Source organism: Pseudoalteromonas amylolytica, assembly GCF_001854605.1.
GTDB lineage: Bacteria > Pseudomonadota > Gammaproteobacteria > Enterobacterales > Alteromonadaceae > Pseudoalteromonas > Pseudoalteromonas amylolytica.
In genome coordinates, this window is the sequence record NZ_MKJU01000016.1 from 1 (window position 1) to 16,464 (window position 16,464).

General features: G+C 43.2%; 5 protein-coding genes. All 5 read left to right on the top strand.

Going from position 1 to position 16,464, the window contains the following annotated elements; genetic code table 11:
- Window positions 1–4,845 (top strand): non-ribosomal peptide synthetase (locus tag BET10_RS22105; protein ID WP_139158522.1); only part of this gene is annotated, 4,845 nt, incomplete at its 5' end.
- Window positions 4,846–4,909: 64 nt separating this feature from the next.
- Complete coding sequence (locus tag BET10_RS04135) at window positions 4,910–6,370, top strand: NHL repeat-containing protein (RefSeq protein WP_070983631.1); 1,461 nt, start codon at window positions 4,910–4,912, stop codon at window positions 6,368–6,370.
- 46 nt (window positions 6,371–6,416) lie between these two features.
- Window positions 6,417–7,400 carry a TauD/TfdA family dioxygenase gene (locus BET10_RS04140; RefSeq protein WP_070983632.1) on the top strand — a complete coding sequence of 328 codons (984 nt, stop codon included), beginning with the start codon at window positions 6,417–6,419 and terminating at the stop codon, window positions 7,398–7,400.
- Window positions 7,401–7,495: 95 nt separating this feature from the next.
- The gene (locus tag BET10_RS04145) at window positions 7,496–15,679 is read left to right on the top strand and encodes a non-ribosomal peptide synthetase (RefSeq protein ID WP_070983633.1); all 8,184 of its coding nucleotides are present in this window, start codon (window positions 7,496–7,498) and stop codon (window positions 15,677–15,679) included.
- The coding region (locus BET10_RS04150) for a condensation domain-containing protein (RefSeq protein ID WP_240503639.1) at window positions 15,676–16,464 on the top strand (789 nt) is incomplete at its 3' end. The genes BET10_RS04145 and BET10_RS04150, both read left to right, overlap by 4 nt.

Sequence of the window (16,464 nt, forward strand, 5' to 3'; positions counted from 1 at the left end):
TACCCACAGGCGCGTTTACAACACATGCTGCAAGACAGCCAAGCGAAGCTAGTTTTAACACAGAGTAAATTACGCACTCAGTTAACTTCGCTCCTAAGCGGTGAAACAGAGTTAATAGCGTTAGATGAATCGTGGTCAGAGTATGATGGCACCGAGGATAACCTCAATGTAGCAGTGACACCTCAACACCTAGCTTATGTGATTTACACGTCAGGGTCGACAGGTCAGGCCAAAGGGGTTGCTATAGAGCATAACAGCGCAGTGGCGTTGATAAGTTGGGCGAAATCGGTGTATTCACAAGATTCCTTAGAGGGCGTATTGGCGGCGACGTCGATGTGTTTTGATTTATCGATTTATGAGATTTTTCAAACTCTGGGCAATGGCGGTAAAGTAATTCTGGTTGGGAATATCTTGTCGTTGCCAGAGCTGAAAAGCCAACATGATATACGACTTATCAACACAGTGCCTTCAGCGATGGAAGAATTACTGCGGTTGAATGCGATACCAGCGTCGGTGAAAACGATAAACTTAGCGGGTGAGCCATTATCAAACCGCTTGGTTGATAAGATTTACAGCATGACGGCGGTAGAAGATGTCTATGATTTATATGGTCCATCAGAAGACACCACATACTCGACGTTTACCCGCAGAGTGGCGAATGGTCAGGCAAGCATAGGAAAACCGATAGCCAATACACAGGCTTACATTTTTGATGAGTACGAAAACTTAGCGCCGAAAGGGGTGATGGGAGAGTTGTACTTATCGGGAGAAGGGCTGGCCAGAGGGTATTATCGACGTGAAGCGTTAAGTGCTGAGAAGTTTTTAGATAACCCATTTTATGATGCGCAGTCACAGCATGGTAGACGGATGTATAAAACGGGAGACTTAGTACGCTGGTTGGATAATGGTGAGTTAGAGTACCTAGGACGAATAGACAACCAAGTTAAGATCCGCGGGTTTAGGATTGAAATTGGTGAGATTGAAGCGCAGTTGGGTTTATGTGACGACGTAGAATCTGCGTTGGTGCTAGCCAAAGAGATTGCAGGAACCAAGCAACTGGTTGCATACGTGCAACGTTCAGTAACGAGTGCCCAAGTTGAGCAAGCAAAGCTTATCAATAGCATCAAGCAAACCTTAACTCTGTATCTACCAGATTATATGGTGCCAGATATTTACGTACTACTGGAAAGTTGGCCTTTGACACCGAACGGTAAAGTTGACCAAATGGCGCTGCCAGAACCACAAAGTGGGCACTATGCTGATTTATATACGCTGCCTGAAACTCACACAGAAAAAGCCATGGCCAGTATTTGGTCTGAATTGTTAGGAATTGACGAAGATAAAATCTGTGCGACGACCAGTTTTTTCGAGTTAGGGGGTAACTCTTTACTCGTTATGCGTATGATGGCCAAGATTAAGAGCGCCTTTAACCTAAAACTGAACTTTGAGCAGTTGTTTAGGGAGCCAACCATACAAAGTATTGCCAATAAGCTCGATTGCTTAGTGGCAGTTAAAGGTGAAGAGGCAGAAGATCAACGCACTTCAGTTCAAGCGATTAATACAACGAGTCGCATACTTGAAAATGGCAGTCCGGTCACTGCATTTCCGCTGAGTTTTTCTCAAGAACGACTATGGTTTGTTGATCAATTTGCTCCCGATAGTGCTGTTTATAACGTACCTAACGCGGTAGTGATCGATGGAGAATTGAACGCAGCAGATTTGCAACGCGCATTTAACCTTATCATAGCGCGTCATGAGATCTTGCGGTCTATCTTCCCAGATAACAATGGTGTCGCCCAACAAATTGTATTGGATGCATTAGAGTTTGCACTGCACACTACTGATTTAAGTCAGGTAGATAGTGATGAACTACGCCATCAGCAAGCCAAAGAGCTATGTCAAATAGAAGCCGAAAAGCCGTTTGATTTGGCGAAAGGCCCGTTGTTCAGAGGCATGTTGTTGAAGCTCTCTGATGAGCAACATGTTCTTGTGTTAGTGATGCACCATATCATCACAGATGGCTGGTCAATAGAGCTTATGATCAAAGAGCTTGGCACGATTATGGATAGCTTACAGCAAGGCAAGGAGCCTAGCTTAGAGCTATTGCCGATACAATATGTGGATTACAGTGTATGGCAAAGAAAGCGATTGCAAGAAGACGGGCTACTGGAGCAACAACTCGATTATTGGCAAAACAAGCTTGCCGGTGTGCCAGAGTGTCTAGACTTGGCCACAGACTACCCGAGGCCAAATGTACAAGTGTCAGCGGGCACAAGATATAGTTTTGAGCTTGGAAGCGAATTGTCTTCACAACTTAAGTCATTGGCTGATCAGCAAGGCTGTACGTTGTACATGACATTATTGGCAGCATTTAACACCCTCTTGTATCGCTATACTGGACAAGAAGATATTTGTTTGGGCAGTCCAATTGCTAACCGTCAATATGCTGAGACACAAAGCCTTATCGGTATGTTTGTCAATCATATTGCACTTAGAAATCAGGTTGACGCAGAAGCATCTTTTTACGCCTTGTTAGACCAAGTGAAAACAACGTGTCTAGAAGCTTATGAAAATCAGGACAGTCCTTTTGAACAAGTGGTTGACCTTGTTCAGCCTGAGCGTAACACCAGTGTCAGTGCGCTATTCCAAATTGTATTTATCTTACAAAATGCATCAACCCAAACGCTTGCTCATAACATTCGTACTTATCCACTGGACTATAACTTTAGTAAGTTTGATCAGGTGGTGACATTCGAAGAGTCTCCTACTGGACTTAAAGGTGTGATTGAGTACAAAACAGCTTTGTATAAACCAGAGACTATCGAAAGAATGGCTGAGCACTTTGTGAGCTTGTGCCGTGCAATTATAAACGCACCTAACGCGCCAATTAGTAAACTTGAATATGTGAGTAATGCAGAAAAGCAGCTGTTGATCCATGATAATAACCAGACGGTTGTTGATTACCCACAAACGCTTTGTATTCATCAGGTATTTGCTCAACAGGCGGCGACACACCCTGAGCACCTAGCGTTAGTAGAAGCGCAACTTGTTGGCGGAATTGCCGAAAATAAACAGCTTACGTCGCAGCAATTGCATCAATACGCTCTAGAGCTCGCCTTGTATCTGCAATTACAAGGCGTGAAACCAGATAACTTGGTTGGACTATGTGTTGGGCGATCATTGGGTATGATGATTGGGATGTTGGGGATTTTCCAAGCTGGCGGAGCGTATGTGCCGCTGGATCCTGATTACCCTGAAGATCGGCTGTCATATATGTTACAAGACTCACAAACGAAGCTAGTTATTACGCAGGCGAGTTTTGTCGACAAACTTCAAGCTTTGGTATCACATGATACACGCATTATTGTATTGGACGACAAGGGTCGATTACCTGCTGAGCAGCGCGCTCAGGTTGAACGTGAACAACCGGTACTAAAAGAAGAGGTCAGGCCAAATAACCTTGCCTATGTTATTTATACTTCCGGCTCTACAGGTAAACCAAAAGGGGTCATGATTGAGCACCGGATGGTGACTGACTATTGTTATGGGGTTGTGCAAAAAATGGCGCTGGCGCGTTGTAATACTTTTGCGTCAGTTTCTACATTCTCTTCGGATCTTGGCAATATTGCCTTGTTTGTGCCGATTTTATTTAGCAAGACGTTACATTTGTTCTGTAACGATTTCATTAAAAACCCAATTGAACTACACAAGTATATTGCAGCTCACCCGATTGATTGTATGAAGATCACACCGTCACACTTTGAAATGTTTAAAGTGTCCGATACGGAAATTATTAATGTATCTAAGGTATTGATTTTTGCAGGTGAGCCATTGACTAAGCCGATGGTTGAGCTGGTTAATGATCTTAATCCAGCGGTTGAGGTGTATAACAACTATGGTCCGACAGAGACCACCATTTCTAAGCTTTCCTCGGATGCTTTAGTTGGCCGTCAGCTTTGTACAATACCTTTGGGTAAGCCATTAAATAATACTCAGCTCTATGTGCTCGATGAAAACCAGATGATACAGCCTGTCGGCGTACCCGGTGAATTGTACATTGCAGGTCATGGCGTTGCACGAGGCTATTTGAATCAACCAGAACTTAGCCAAGAAAAGTTTGTAGCTAACCCATTTGTTGACGGCGAGCGAATGTACAGAACGGGCGACAAAGTACGCTGGTTGGAAGATGGCAACATTGAGTTCTTAGGGCGTGTGGACCGTCAAGTTAAGGTACGTGGATTCCGAATTGAACCGGGTGAGATAGAAACGTGCCTGAACCGCTACCCAGACGTGAAAGACAGTGCAGTGGTAGTACAAGGTGATGGGGCGAATAAGCAACTGATCGCCTTCTACACGCTGCAAGAATCTGCTGAGAATGAGCCAAGTCATGATGGTTTCAAAGCACACATACTGCAAACCTTGCCTGAGTATATGCTGCCAGCAACATATGTGTGTTTAGAAACGATTCCACTGACGCTTAACGGCAAGGTTAACCGCCTGGCTTTAGAGCGTATGGATGTCACGTTGGAATCAACACAAACGTATGTCGCGCCTCGTAATGAAATGGAACAGCAATTGGTCGATATTTGGGCCGAAATATTAGAGATCAGCGCAGATAAAATTGGTGTAAATGACAGCTTCTTTGAATTAGGTGGGCACTCGCTACTTGCTGTATTGCTAGTCTCTAAAGTAGCTCAGAACCTCGATCTCGATTTGCCATTACATGTGCTTTTTGATTCCCCAACGGTGAGTGATATCGCGCAAGAACTTATGGCCGCTCAGGGGATGTTGCAGGATTCTGAGGAAAACCTTGAGGAATGTGAATTCGAAGAAGGCACATTATAACAATTATAAAAAGTCAGTTCCTATCCGCTCAATGAAGATAGGAACCTACAAAGGAATAATAATAATGACAGACTTTTCAATTGGTAATATCGAATTATTTTCGGACAAAGTGGATGAAACCGTTGCTTATTATACAAAGCGATTAGGTGTAAAGTTCGATGAAAAGCAATTTCCTAACCGCATGTTTATTAGTCGTGATTGCGAGCCTATGTGGATTATTCACGATAAATCATCAATGACACAAAGTGCAGTGTCTGAATCGGGAATACGTATAGGCTTAGTCAAAGACAGTGAGTGGCACAGTGTTGCAGAAGAGCAAAGCGTACCAACTAAAAACTTAGTAGCTGTCCAAGGGCGGCATGTTTTGCACCGTGACATGTGCGAACAGTCAGACCCAGAAGGTAACCGATTAGGATTACTCAGAGAATTAAGTGATTTACCGCAACCCAAAAAGAATATCAGAGCGTTAAAGAATGAATTGATTCGCCTAGGGAACTTCATCGGTTTTGCCGTGAACTTTTACAGCCGCTTGCATCGTGCCAAGGCGTTGGACTTATACGAGCATACGTATCGCAAGGTTTCTTATCTTAAAGGGGATATCGAAGGCTACCCTTACATCATGGCCTCTAGAGAAGGGTTTTATGTACTGAATGCACACGGTTATAAAAAGGTGCTAAGAGGTAGTTTCTACGGCGTTACAGTGGGGCCTGATGGTCATTTGTATTGTTTTCAAAATGCCGGGGTAAACCATCGCAAACAAAACAAAGGACGTATCTTAAAACTGGAACTAAACGCAGAGAAAACAAAAATTTTACGTTGTAGTGTGTGTGTCTCAGAGTTACACGCGGCGTGTCACCAAATCGACTTTATTGGCGACCACTTATACATTGTAGATTGCCAAAATGGCAAAATTTTACGTACTGATGCAGCAGTTTCTCGTATTGAAGAATCTTTCAGCCCACTAGGTGAAATGACACAACAAGAGGCGTTTAGTGGCCCACATCTAAACTCATTGTGCGCTCATCCAGACGGCACTATTTGGTTGCTGCTACATAACAGCGGTTTGAAGCAAAGTGAAATTGTCGTTGTAGATAAATTATTTCAAGTTCAAAAACGCTTCTTTATTGACGCGGGTATGGCCCATAACATCGTATTTTCAAATGATGACAACAGCTATCTTGTGTGTGATTCATTTGGTGGGCGTGTCGTCAGTGATAAGGGAGAGGTATTTAACGTTGGCAGCTTTATGCCCAGAGGGATTGCTTTAGATAATAAATACTGCGTCGTGGGAGATTCTTGTTTCCAGACACGAGTATACCGTCGTTATATCCCAGGGCATGTTCATTTTTATGAAACAGGAACATGGAAGAAGGTTGCTGAAATGAGTGTGCCTGCCGCTCCCACTGAAATTCGGCGAATAGATGGACAAGACCAGTCATTGTCAAACTTTGTAACAAACCAGCAAGCTTATATCTCAGATGACACTGAGCTATTTAATAGCGACTACCCACAATTAAACGCATAGCAAGAGTTTTAACATACCACTATAAGGTGGTTGCAAGGAGTAAAATATGTCAGTAGCAACAGATGTTTATTGTAAACAAGCCAATTCACCATTTTTAGTTGAAAGGCAGCAAAATAATAACAATCAAGAACAGGACGCATTTAGCGAATTACTCGACTGGAAGGCTGACAATGCAAAGCTATTGAAAGAGAAACTGTTAACCCATGGTGCGATTTTATTTAGAAATTTCGACGTCAATACAGTACTTAGGTTTGACAAGTTTTTAGAGCATTTCAAAGAAGCCTCTTTGTTGGATTATGTGGGTGGAAATTCACCTAGAACGAAAATGTCTAAAGGGATCTACACCTCGACAGAATACGCAGCGGATCAATTCATTTCTCTACATAACGAGTTGTCATATGCCGAGCAATGGCCATCGCAACTGTTTTTTTGTTGTATTACCGCGCCTAATGCCGATGGTAATACCTTAATTGCAGATGGTCGAAAAGTCCTAGAGTTACTTGACCCCGCGACTATCGATTTGTTTGAAACGCGCAAAGTGATGTATATACGCAATCTTCACGGTGGAAGAGGGCTAGGGCCTTCATGGCAAGATACTTTTGAATCGAATGACCGTGATGAAGTATCGGAGATCTGTAAAAGATCAAACGTTGACTTTCAGTGGAATAAGAACGGTAGTCTTAGAACCACGCAAATTGGTGCAGGTATTGCAGAGCACCCAATTACAAAAGAGAAGGTTTGGTTCAATCAAGCTGATCAGTTTCATCCATCCAATCATCCAGCAAAGTTTTATGAAGCTCTGATGCATATGTATAGCGGCAAGCTAGATCAATGTCCCACGCACGCCTGTTTCGGTGATGGTAGCCCTATTGACGATGCTATTTTAGCAAGTGTAAGAGAGGCGTTTAAGGCGCAAACAATTTATTTCCCGTGGCAAGAGGGGGATGTTTTGCTCATTGATAACATGCTGATGTCGCATGGACGTGCAGCATATTCTGGCCCAAGAAAGATTCTGGTTGCGATGTCCTGATAGGACCCATCAACAGCAAGCAACGCTTAAGACAGACAATAATAATTAGAAACAGAATATCTCTGTAAACAAAAAGAGTTTTAAAAGGAAATATAATGACTATTGCAAAGTTTATTAATGAGGTAAGTGCTAGAGGCATTAAACTTTGGCAAGATGATGGACAGCTGAAATATAAAGCGGCAAAAGGTGCTTGGACAGATGAGGTTCGAGAGCAAGTTATTGCTAGAAAAGAAGAAATAATCGAATTTTTAAGTCAGAGGTCACAAAAAAGTGATACGCCGCCAATTGTTCCTGTTGCCAGAGTTGGCGAAGATGGCCAGCTTTTAAATAGATTCCCTTTAAGCTTTGCACAAGAGCGACTGTGGTTCATGGATCAACTCGAACCTGGTGGCACAAGTTATAGTCTTCCTGTGGCGGTATCTATCAGTGGTGAGCTCAATGTTACCCACTTAGAGCAAGCCTTTAACGCGCTGATTGATCGTCATGAAAACCTTAGAACTGTCTTTGAAAGTGTTGAGGGCAAAGGCCAACAAGTAATTTTGCAACATAGCAACTTTAAGTTAGAGCAAGTTGACCTGAGCCATATTGAACAGGAACAAGCACGTCATCAGCAAGTTCAATTACTTTGTCAGAGTGAAGCGACAACCCCTTTTGATTTAAGCACGGGCCCTTTGATCAGAGCGAAGTTGTTCAAGCTCGACGATGATGCGCATGTATTGATGGTGACTAAACACCATATCATCAGTGATGGTTGGTCAATGGGCGTTATGATCAAGGAACTGGGGCATCTAATGCAGTGCTTTCAACTGGGTCAAAGTCCAGCTTTACCCAAGCTAGACATTCAGTATGTGGATTATAGTGTATGGCAAAGAAAGTGGCTGATAGAAGAAGGCGTGCTCGATAAGCAGCTCGCTTATTGGAGTAAAAAACTAGAAGGCGTTTGTGAGTCACTGACTTTAACCACCGACTACCCAAGGCAAGGTGTGCGTACGGTTGTCGGTGATTCGCATCGGTTTGTTTTGAATGAACAGCTTAGCAAAGCTTTAAAAACAATGGCTGAGAGCAATGGTTGTACGCTCTACATGGTTTTGGTTGCTGCGTTTAACGCTTTGTTATACCGCTATACAGGACAAGAAGATATTTGCGTTGGTAGCCCTATCGCAAATAGACACTCTGCTGATATCAATGGCTTGATTGGCTTGTTTATTAACACGCTGGCAATTCGTAACCAAGTCAATGCTCAAACCTCGTTTAATACACTGCTCAGGCAAGTTAAAACAACATGTTTAGAGGCTTACAAGCATCAAGACACGCCGTTTGAAAAAATTGTCGATGTAGTACAACCGCAGCGTAGTGCTTCGATCAACCCGATATTCCAGATAATGATCGGTCTACATAATGAGCGAAAAGAGCAGCTGGCAGCGAATATTCACAGTTACCCAATTGATATCGATACCAGTAAGCTGGACTTTACACTGTCTTTTACAGAGCAAGATACACAGATACATGGACATCTTGCCTATAAGACATCTTTATTTAAACCACAGACAATGGCACGCTTAGCTGAGCACTTTGAGGCCATGTGTCGAGCGCTACTAGCAGCGCCAGATGCTGCGATAAGTACGTTAGCATACATCAGTGATACGCAAACGCAGCAGTTGCTCATTGAGTATAACCAAACACAAGCTGAGTACCCCAAAGAAGCGTGTATTCACCAGTTGTTTGAAGCACATGTTGAACACCATGCTAACAAACAAGCCGTGGTATTTGACGGTGAAGTATTAACACATCAACAGCTCAACGAAAAAAGTTATGCATTGGCTTTATACCTGCAATCATTAGGTGTTAAGCCTGATACCTTAGTCGGGCTATGTGTGCATAGATCATGCGATATGATGGTCGCTATATTGGCAATATTGAAAGCGGGCGCGGCGTATTTACCGCTAGACCCCGACCTGCCCAATGAGCGATTAAACTACATGCTCGAAGACAGCCAAGTTGACATTATTCTCACGCAGGCTAATTTGCAAGATAAGCTAACAAGTCTGGCAAATGATGCAACAAGCATCATCACCTTAGATAAACAGTGGCCTGATATTCATGACTCTGCGCAACAGCTTATGCGTGACCAAGTGAGGCTCATTGAGGATGTAAAAGCAAACAACCTAGCTTATGTGATTTACACCTCTGGTTCGACGGGTCGTCCAAAGGGCGTAATGATTGAGCATCGGATGGTGGTTGATTATTGCTACAGTGTGTATGCCAAACTTGGTTTAGATACTTGTGACACCTTTGGTGCTGTGTCTACATTCTCTGCTGATCTTGGCAACATCTCGCTATTTGTTCCGCTTATCTTTAGCAAAACTCTGGTGTTGTTCTCCAATGACTACGTTAACAATCCAATGCGGCTGAAACATTATCTTGATAATCATCAAATAGATTGTATGAAGATCACGCCATCGCATTTTGAAATGTTCAAAATGTCAGAAACGGAAATAGTGGCGCCTGCCAAAGTGCTTATTTTTGCGGGTGAACCATTGAGTAAAGAAATGGTTGAAGTGGTCAACTATGTTCAGCCTCAATGTAAGGTGTATAACAATTATGGACCCACAGAAACAACAATTTCAAAGCTCTCAACGGATGCGTTGCTAAGCGACAAAATATCGACCATTACTCTAGGTAAGCCACTATCAAATACACGGCTGTATGTTCTTGATGCCAATAAAAATCTAGTGCCTACCGGTGTGCCCGGTGAACTGTATATCGCAGGTGATGGGGTTGCTCGAGGCTACTGGAATCGTCCTGACTTAACAGCAAGTGCGTTTCTTCCAAATCCGTTTGCGCAGGGTGACGCGCGCTATGCACGTATGTATAAAACCGGAGACTTAGTGCGCTGGTTAGACGATGGCAATATTGAGTACTTAGGGCGTGCAGATACACAGGTTAAAATCCGTGGTTTTAGAATAGAAGTTGGGGAGATCGAAGCGCAGCTAAATCAATACGCGAGTGTTAAAGAAAGTGCGGTAATTGTGGCTGAGCAGGACAACCAAAAGAAATTAGTCGCATATTACGTGGCAAAAGAGACCACAAAAGAGCGCGTGGTAGAGTTAGGAAATGATGTATTGCGTACATGGTTACAGCAAAGTTTGCCTGATTATATGTTGCCAGCGACGTTTGTAAGCCTTGAGTCTATGCCTTTAACACCAAGTGGTAAAGTAGATCGTCGAGCATTGGTAAATCTGGATGTTACTGTTGAATCAAGTGTGAGCTATGTTGCGCCGCGTAATGAAACGGAAAAACAACTGGCTGCAATTTGGGCTGATGTCCTTAATCTTGAAGACGATAAAGTGGGTATCAATGATAACTTTTTCGAACTCGGCGGAGATTCAATCAAGATCATCCAGATTGTCTATGCGGCGTCAAAGTACGAGATGCATTTTGATGCCAATGACATGTTTGACTATCAAAGCATTCAAGAGCTTGTGGAAAATTGCGATGTTAATCAAGCGAAGCATATCAGCAAAGAAGAAGGGATCCTTGAGGGGGATGTTGCATTGAGTCCTATCCAAAAACGATTCTTCGAATTTGGCGATACGGACATACACCATTATAACCAAGCGGTGTTGTTAGATGTAAACATTCAGCTTGACGAAACCCTGTTACACCGCTTGGCTACCACCTTGGTTAAACAACATGATGCGTTGCGATTAAGGTTTGTAAAAGAAGGGCAGCAATGGCAGCAATATTACCTCGGCCTAGATGATGACATTTTGCCTGAGCAGCTTGTGGGTATTCATCGTAGTGACATTTCAGCACTTGCACTTGAGCAAGTACCAGCTCATGTGGAAACTGTGTGTAATCAGTGGCAAGCCAGTTTAGACCTTCAAAACGGTCCCATCATGAGATGGGTTTGGTTTGATGCAAACGGTAACGGACGTGATCAACTGGCTATTATCATTCACCATCTAGCGGTGGATGGTGTATCTTGGCGTATTTTATTTGAAGACTTTAATCGCTTACTTACGCACAGTGCTACGGGCGATGAGCTGACTCTAGAGGGCAAGGGAAGTTCTTATCGAGATTGGGTTGAATCGCTGGCTGGATATATTGACACAGAAAAAGGCCAAGCAGACCTGCAATATTGGTTGGCACAAAGCGAAAATGCGCTGAGTACGGCTGACTTTTTTACTGATAATGCTTTGCCAGCCAAAACTTACCAACTCTGTGAGATGAAATCGGCACAAGTGCAATTATCAAAACAGTGTACCGAGAAGTTGCTCAAACACTGCCATCAAGCTTACGGCACGAATATCAATGACTTGTTGTTAACGGCGTTAGTTACAAGCTATTACCATGCAACGGGCAACTCTAATTTGGTCGTAGACTTGGAAGGTCATGGTCGTGAAATACTAAATTCAGACATTGATATTACAAAAACTTTAGGTTGGTTTACCAGCATCTATCCCGTTCATTTTGCGCTTTCGCAGCCTGACAAGTTAGGCCAGTGTATTAAGGATGTTAAAACGGCACTGCACAGTGTGCCAAACAAGGGGGTTGGTTATGGTATTTTTCGCTATGTGAATGAACATGAAACGCTTAAAAACATTTCCCATGGCCAAGTCGTGTTTAACTTTTTGGGGGACACTAGCGCAGGCGATAGTAGTAAAGGAAATCAACATGTTTCGCTTAGCAAAAATGCTTTTGGTGACACAGTTTCTAAGCAGCGTAGTGCGAAATCTGCTGTAACAGTTAACGGTTCAGTATCATTTGAACAACTGACATTTACCTTCCAATATCCATCACAGTGGCAAACGCACAAAATTGCTCAATGGCAGGATAATTTTGTTGCTGTACTTGAGGCCTTAGTCGAGCATTGCCAAGATACACCTCGCTTAGGTTTTACGCCAAGTGACTTTGCACTGTTATCGGCGTCGTCGGCGCAAGTGGACGACATCACACACAATTTACAGAGCAAACAGCATGTTGCATTAGATAATATTCAGGATATTTATCCGTTGACCCCTTTACAGTCCGGTATTTTATTCGAAACACAGCTCGCTCATGAAGAAGGCAATATGGGGGTTTACCTCACACAATCAGTGATTGGTATTCATGGCCGTGTTGATGTGGATGTGTTGCAACGCGCATGGGCACACATTGTTCATCATTATGATGCATTGCGTATGTTAGTGTTAAATCATGATGTGACTGACATGAATATTGCGCTTCAGGTTATTCTAAAACAGGTCAATATACATATTGAGGAATATGATTTACCTGAGCAATCTGATCAGGAACTGAAACAGATATGTGAACACACACAGCAGCAAAATAAGCTGTCTGGGATCAAAATTGATGCCTCCCCTTTGACGCGGTTAAGTGTGTTTAAAGGCGCGGAATCAAGTTATTTGCTCTTTGAACTACATCATATTGTGATGGATGGCTGGGCGAAAAATATTGTTTTCTCGAATTTGTTCGAGCTCTATCAATCGTTGTTGCACGGGACTGATTATCAACTGCCTGTCACTGCGCGTTACGGCAGCTATGTAAAAGCATTACTATCGCGTGAACAAGAAAAAGAAAGTCTTTATTGGCGAGATTATCTGAGTCATTTTGAAGAGAAAACCCCTTTGCCACTACAGCATCTAAACAGGCAAAACCAGACACCACGCAGGGCTTTCAACACCGCGAGTTTCAGCTTCTCAAAAGAAACAACGGCACAACTTGAGCAGCTTAATAAAACACATAGATTGACTATGAGTACCGTGTTGCAATTCGTATGGGGTACGTTGTTGCATCTTCATAGTGGTAAAAACAGTGTGACATTTGGTAGCGTTAGTTCTGGACGAGCCGGCATTGGCCATATTCAGCATATAGACCAACTAGTTGGTCTATGCATTAATACAACTCCAACGTGTATTACATTTGACCCAGCATCCAGTTTGCTGGCGCAGTTAAAGCAAATGCAAACACGCGAGTTAGCTAAGTTAAGTTATGAGTCAACACCATTGACCGCTGTGCAAAATACCCTTGGGATAAAAACGAATGATGACTTTTTCCAAACACTGTTTGTGTATGAAAACTATCCAGTAGAAGAAGTTATAACAGCTCAGGAGCAGATTAAGGGGATCTCTGGAGAAGATAGCCCGAACTACCCGCTCACAGTTAAAGGAGTCTTATTTGAGCAGCTGTCAGTGACTTTAACTTGGGACTGTAGCTATTTTAGCGAAAGTAGCATTACACAACTGATGTCTCAGTTTGAGGCCATAATGTTGCAGTTGTTGGCCTACCCACAACAAAGTATACAAACACTAAGTCTGCTATCGGATAAGCAAAAGCAAGCAGTGTTAGGTTATGGCAATAAAAACAAATACTTTACACAACAAAGAAGTATTCATGAATGCTTTATTGAGCAGGTAGAGCGTCAGTGTGAGCGTGTCGCTTTGGTATACCAAAGTGAACACCTGAGTTACCAGCAGCTGTATGAAAGAAGTGATGTATTGGCGAGATACCTGCGCCAGTTGGGCGTGCAATCAGGTAGTGTAGTTGGTATTTGTGCAGAACGCTCTATCGACATGGTTGTTGCTGTGTTGGCTGTATTACAATCAGGTGGCGCGTGTTTGGCAATTGACTCTGCTAACTCAGATGAGAGGCTCGCGTACATGCTACAAGACAGCCATGCATCGTTGGTATTAACTCAATCGGCGTTAACGCATAAGTTTGCGGGTCTTGAAAATGTTCAAACTCAGTTAATCGCAATAGACGAGCAATGGGATGAAATCACTAACACTGTTGTAACGAATACGACAGAACATGAGCGATGTCTCCAAGATATTAAACCTGATGATACGGCATATGTTATTTATACCTCAGGTAGTACAGGTAAGCCAAAAGGGGTCATGGTTACGCATCAAAATGTGTGTCGTTTGTTTGAAAGTGTGAGAGATGAGTTTGATTTTGGGTGTGAGGATGTTTGGACCTTGTTCCATTCATGTGCGTTTGACTACTCAATATGGGAAACTTGGGGGGCACTATTCCACGGTGGTAAGTTAGTGATTGTTCCATCACAAACGACCAAGTCGACAGAAGATTTCTATCAATTACTACAAGATCAGAAAGTTACCGTGTTAAACCAAACGCCTAGTGCCCTGAAAGAGTTGATAAAGGTTGATCAAGATAAGCAGGCGGCCTTGTCACTTCGTTATTTGATGTTTGGTGGAGAAGCGTTAGATGTCGCTTCGCTACTACCTTGGGTTGAACGACACTCAGATGTTAGCCCACAACTGGTTAATCTATATGGTATTACAGAAACAACTGTAGTGATCACCTATCAAAAGATTACGAAGGAAGATATTTACCAAAATCAGTTTAGCAGTCGTATAGGTAAACCTCTGAGTGATTTAGGGGTCGCAGTATTAGATCACAGAGGCGAGCTTGTGCCTGTAGGTGTGGCCGGCGAGTTACACGTTTGGGGTGGCGGGGTAAGCAATGGTTACCTTAATCGCACACAGTTGAGCCAAGAAAAGTTCGTTGAAAACCCGTTTGTTCCTAAAGATGCTGATGATTATTCTTTGATGTACAAAACAGGGGATCTTGTATGTTGGCGTGACGACGGCACTTTGGACTACCTTGGCCGTATAGATACGCAAGTGAAAATCCGTGGATATCGTATCGAGCTAGGAGAGATTGAAGCTCAAATAAATCGTCACCCTGATATAAAAGATAGCACGGTGCTGGTAAGAGAGCACCTTGGTAACAAACATTTGATTGCTTACTATGTGATAGACAAAAAAGAGCAAAAAACTTCTTTCGAGGTTCAAGGAGAGGTTAGAAAGCAATTACAGAAAAGCTTGCCGGTTTACATGCAGCCGACGGCATTTGTCGCTGTTGAACAGATACCACAGACGATCAATGGCAAAGTCGATCGCCGTCGATTGGAATTGATAGAAGTAGAGTTTGGGTCAAATCAGACATATGTCGCTCCGCGTAATGATATGGAGCGTCAACTGGTTTCAATATGGTCACAAGTGCTTGGCCTTAAAGCCGAAGATATTGGTATGAACAGCAACTTCTTCGAACTGGGGGGGCATTCTCTGATGGCCACTCAGCTTATTTCAAAGCTCCGTAACCAGTTTAACGTAGAAGTCCCTATGAAAGCGTTTTTTAATACGCAGACGCTATCAGATATGTCGGAATTATTGCAGACACTTGCAGATCAAACAGACACACCAAGCACGAGCACAACACAAGAAGAAGAGTACGAGGAGCTTTCATTATGACCATCGTTAAGCTGTTTAATACGCTAAAAGCGCAAGGTATAGAATTAACTGAAAAAGATGGCCAGCTAAATATAAAAGCACCGAAAGGCACATTAACAGCGCAATTGAAAGCGACATTGAAAGAAAATAAGGAAGAGTTGCTTGCATTTTTACGAGACATTCAAACCAGCCACGAATGTGCGCCTATTCAGGCCCACATTCGTGCTAAAGATGATGTTAATCACCCGCTCAGCTTCTCTCAAAAGCGGCTGTGGTTGACGGATAAGCTAAAAGGGAGTTCAGCGGAATATAACATCCCCAAAGTATTTAAAATCTCTGGAGTACTTGATTTAGGCCTGATAAAACAGGTGTTTGAAAGTATTCTCACGCGCCATGAAGTGCTAAGAACGGTATACGTAGATGTGGATGGCGAAGCGATGCAGCGTATTCGCCCGATGTCTGAGGTTGAGTTTGATATTCAGGTTGAAGATGTTCGCGCGCTGAGTACAGCAGAGCAGGAAGAGGCAGTGCGAGCACGGGTGACAGCAGATATTGAACAGGCGTTTGACTTGGCAGAGGATGTGATGCTGCGTGTGGGTTATATCCACACGAGTGATAGCTCAGGGGTGTTGTTGTTTAACATGCACCACATCGCATCAGACGGCTGGTCGATGGAAGTACTGAACAAAGAGTTCTTTACGTTGTATGAGGCGTATAGCCAAAACCAAGCCAATCCACTGCCAGAGTTAGATTTGCAGTATGTAGATTATGCACACTGGCAAAGAGCGCATGTGACAGGGGAGGTA

Coding starts and splice junctions, on each gene's coding strand:
- BET10_RS04140 (WP_070983632.1), top strand. CDS start 6,417: ATGTCAGTAGCAACAGATGTTTATTGTAAACAAGCCAATTCACCATTT.
- BET10_RS04135 (WP_070983631.1), top strand. CDS start 4,910: ATGACAGACTTTTCAATTGGTAATATCGAATTATTTTCGGACAAAGTG.
- BET10_RS04145 (WP_070983633.1), top strand. CDS start 7,496: ATGACTATTGCAAAGTTTATTAATGAGGTAAGTGCTAGAGGCATTAAA.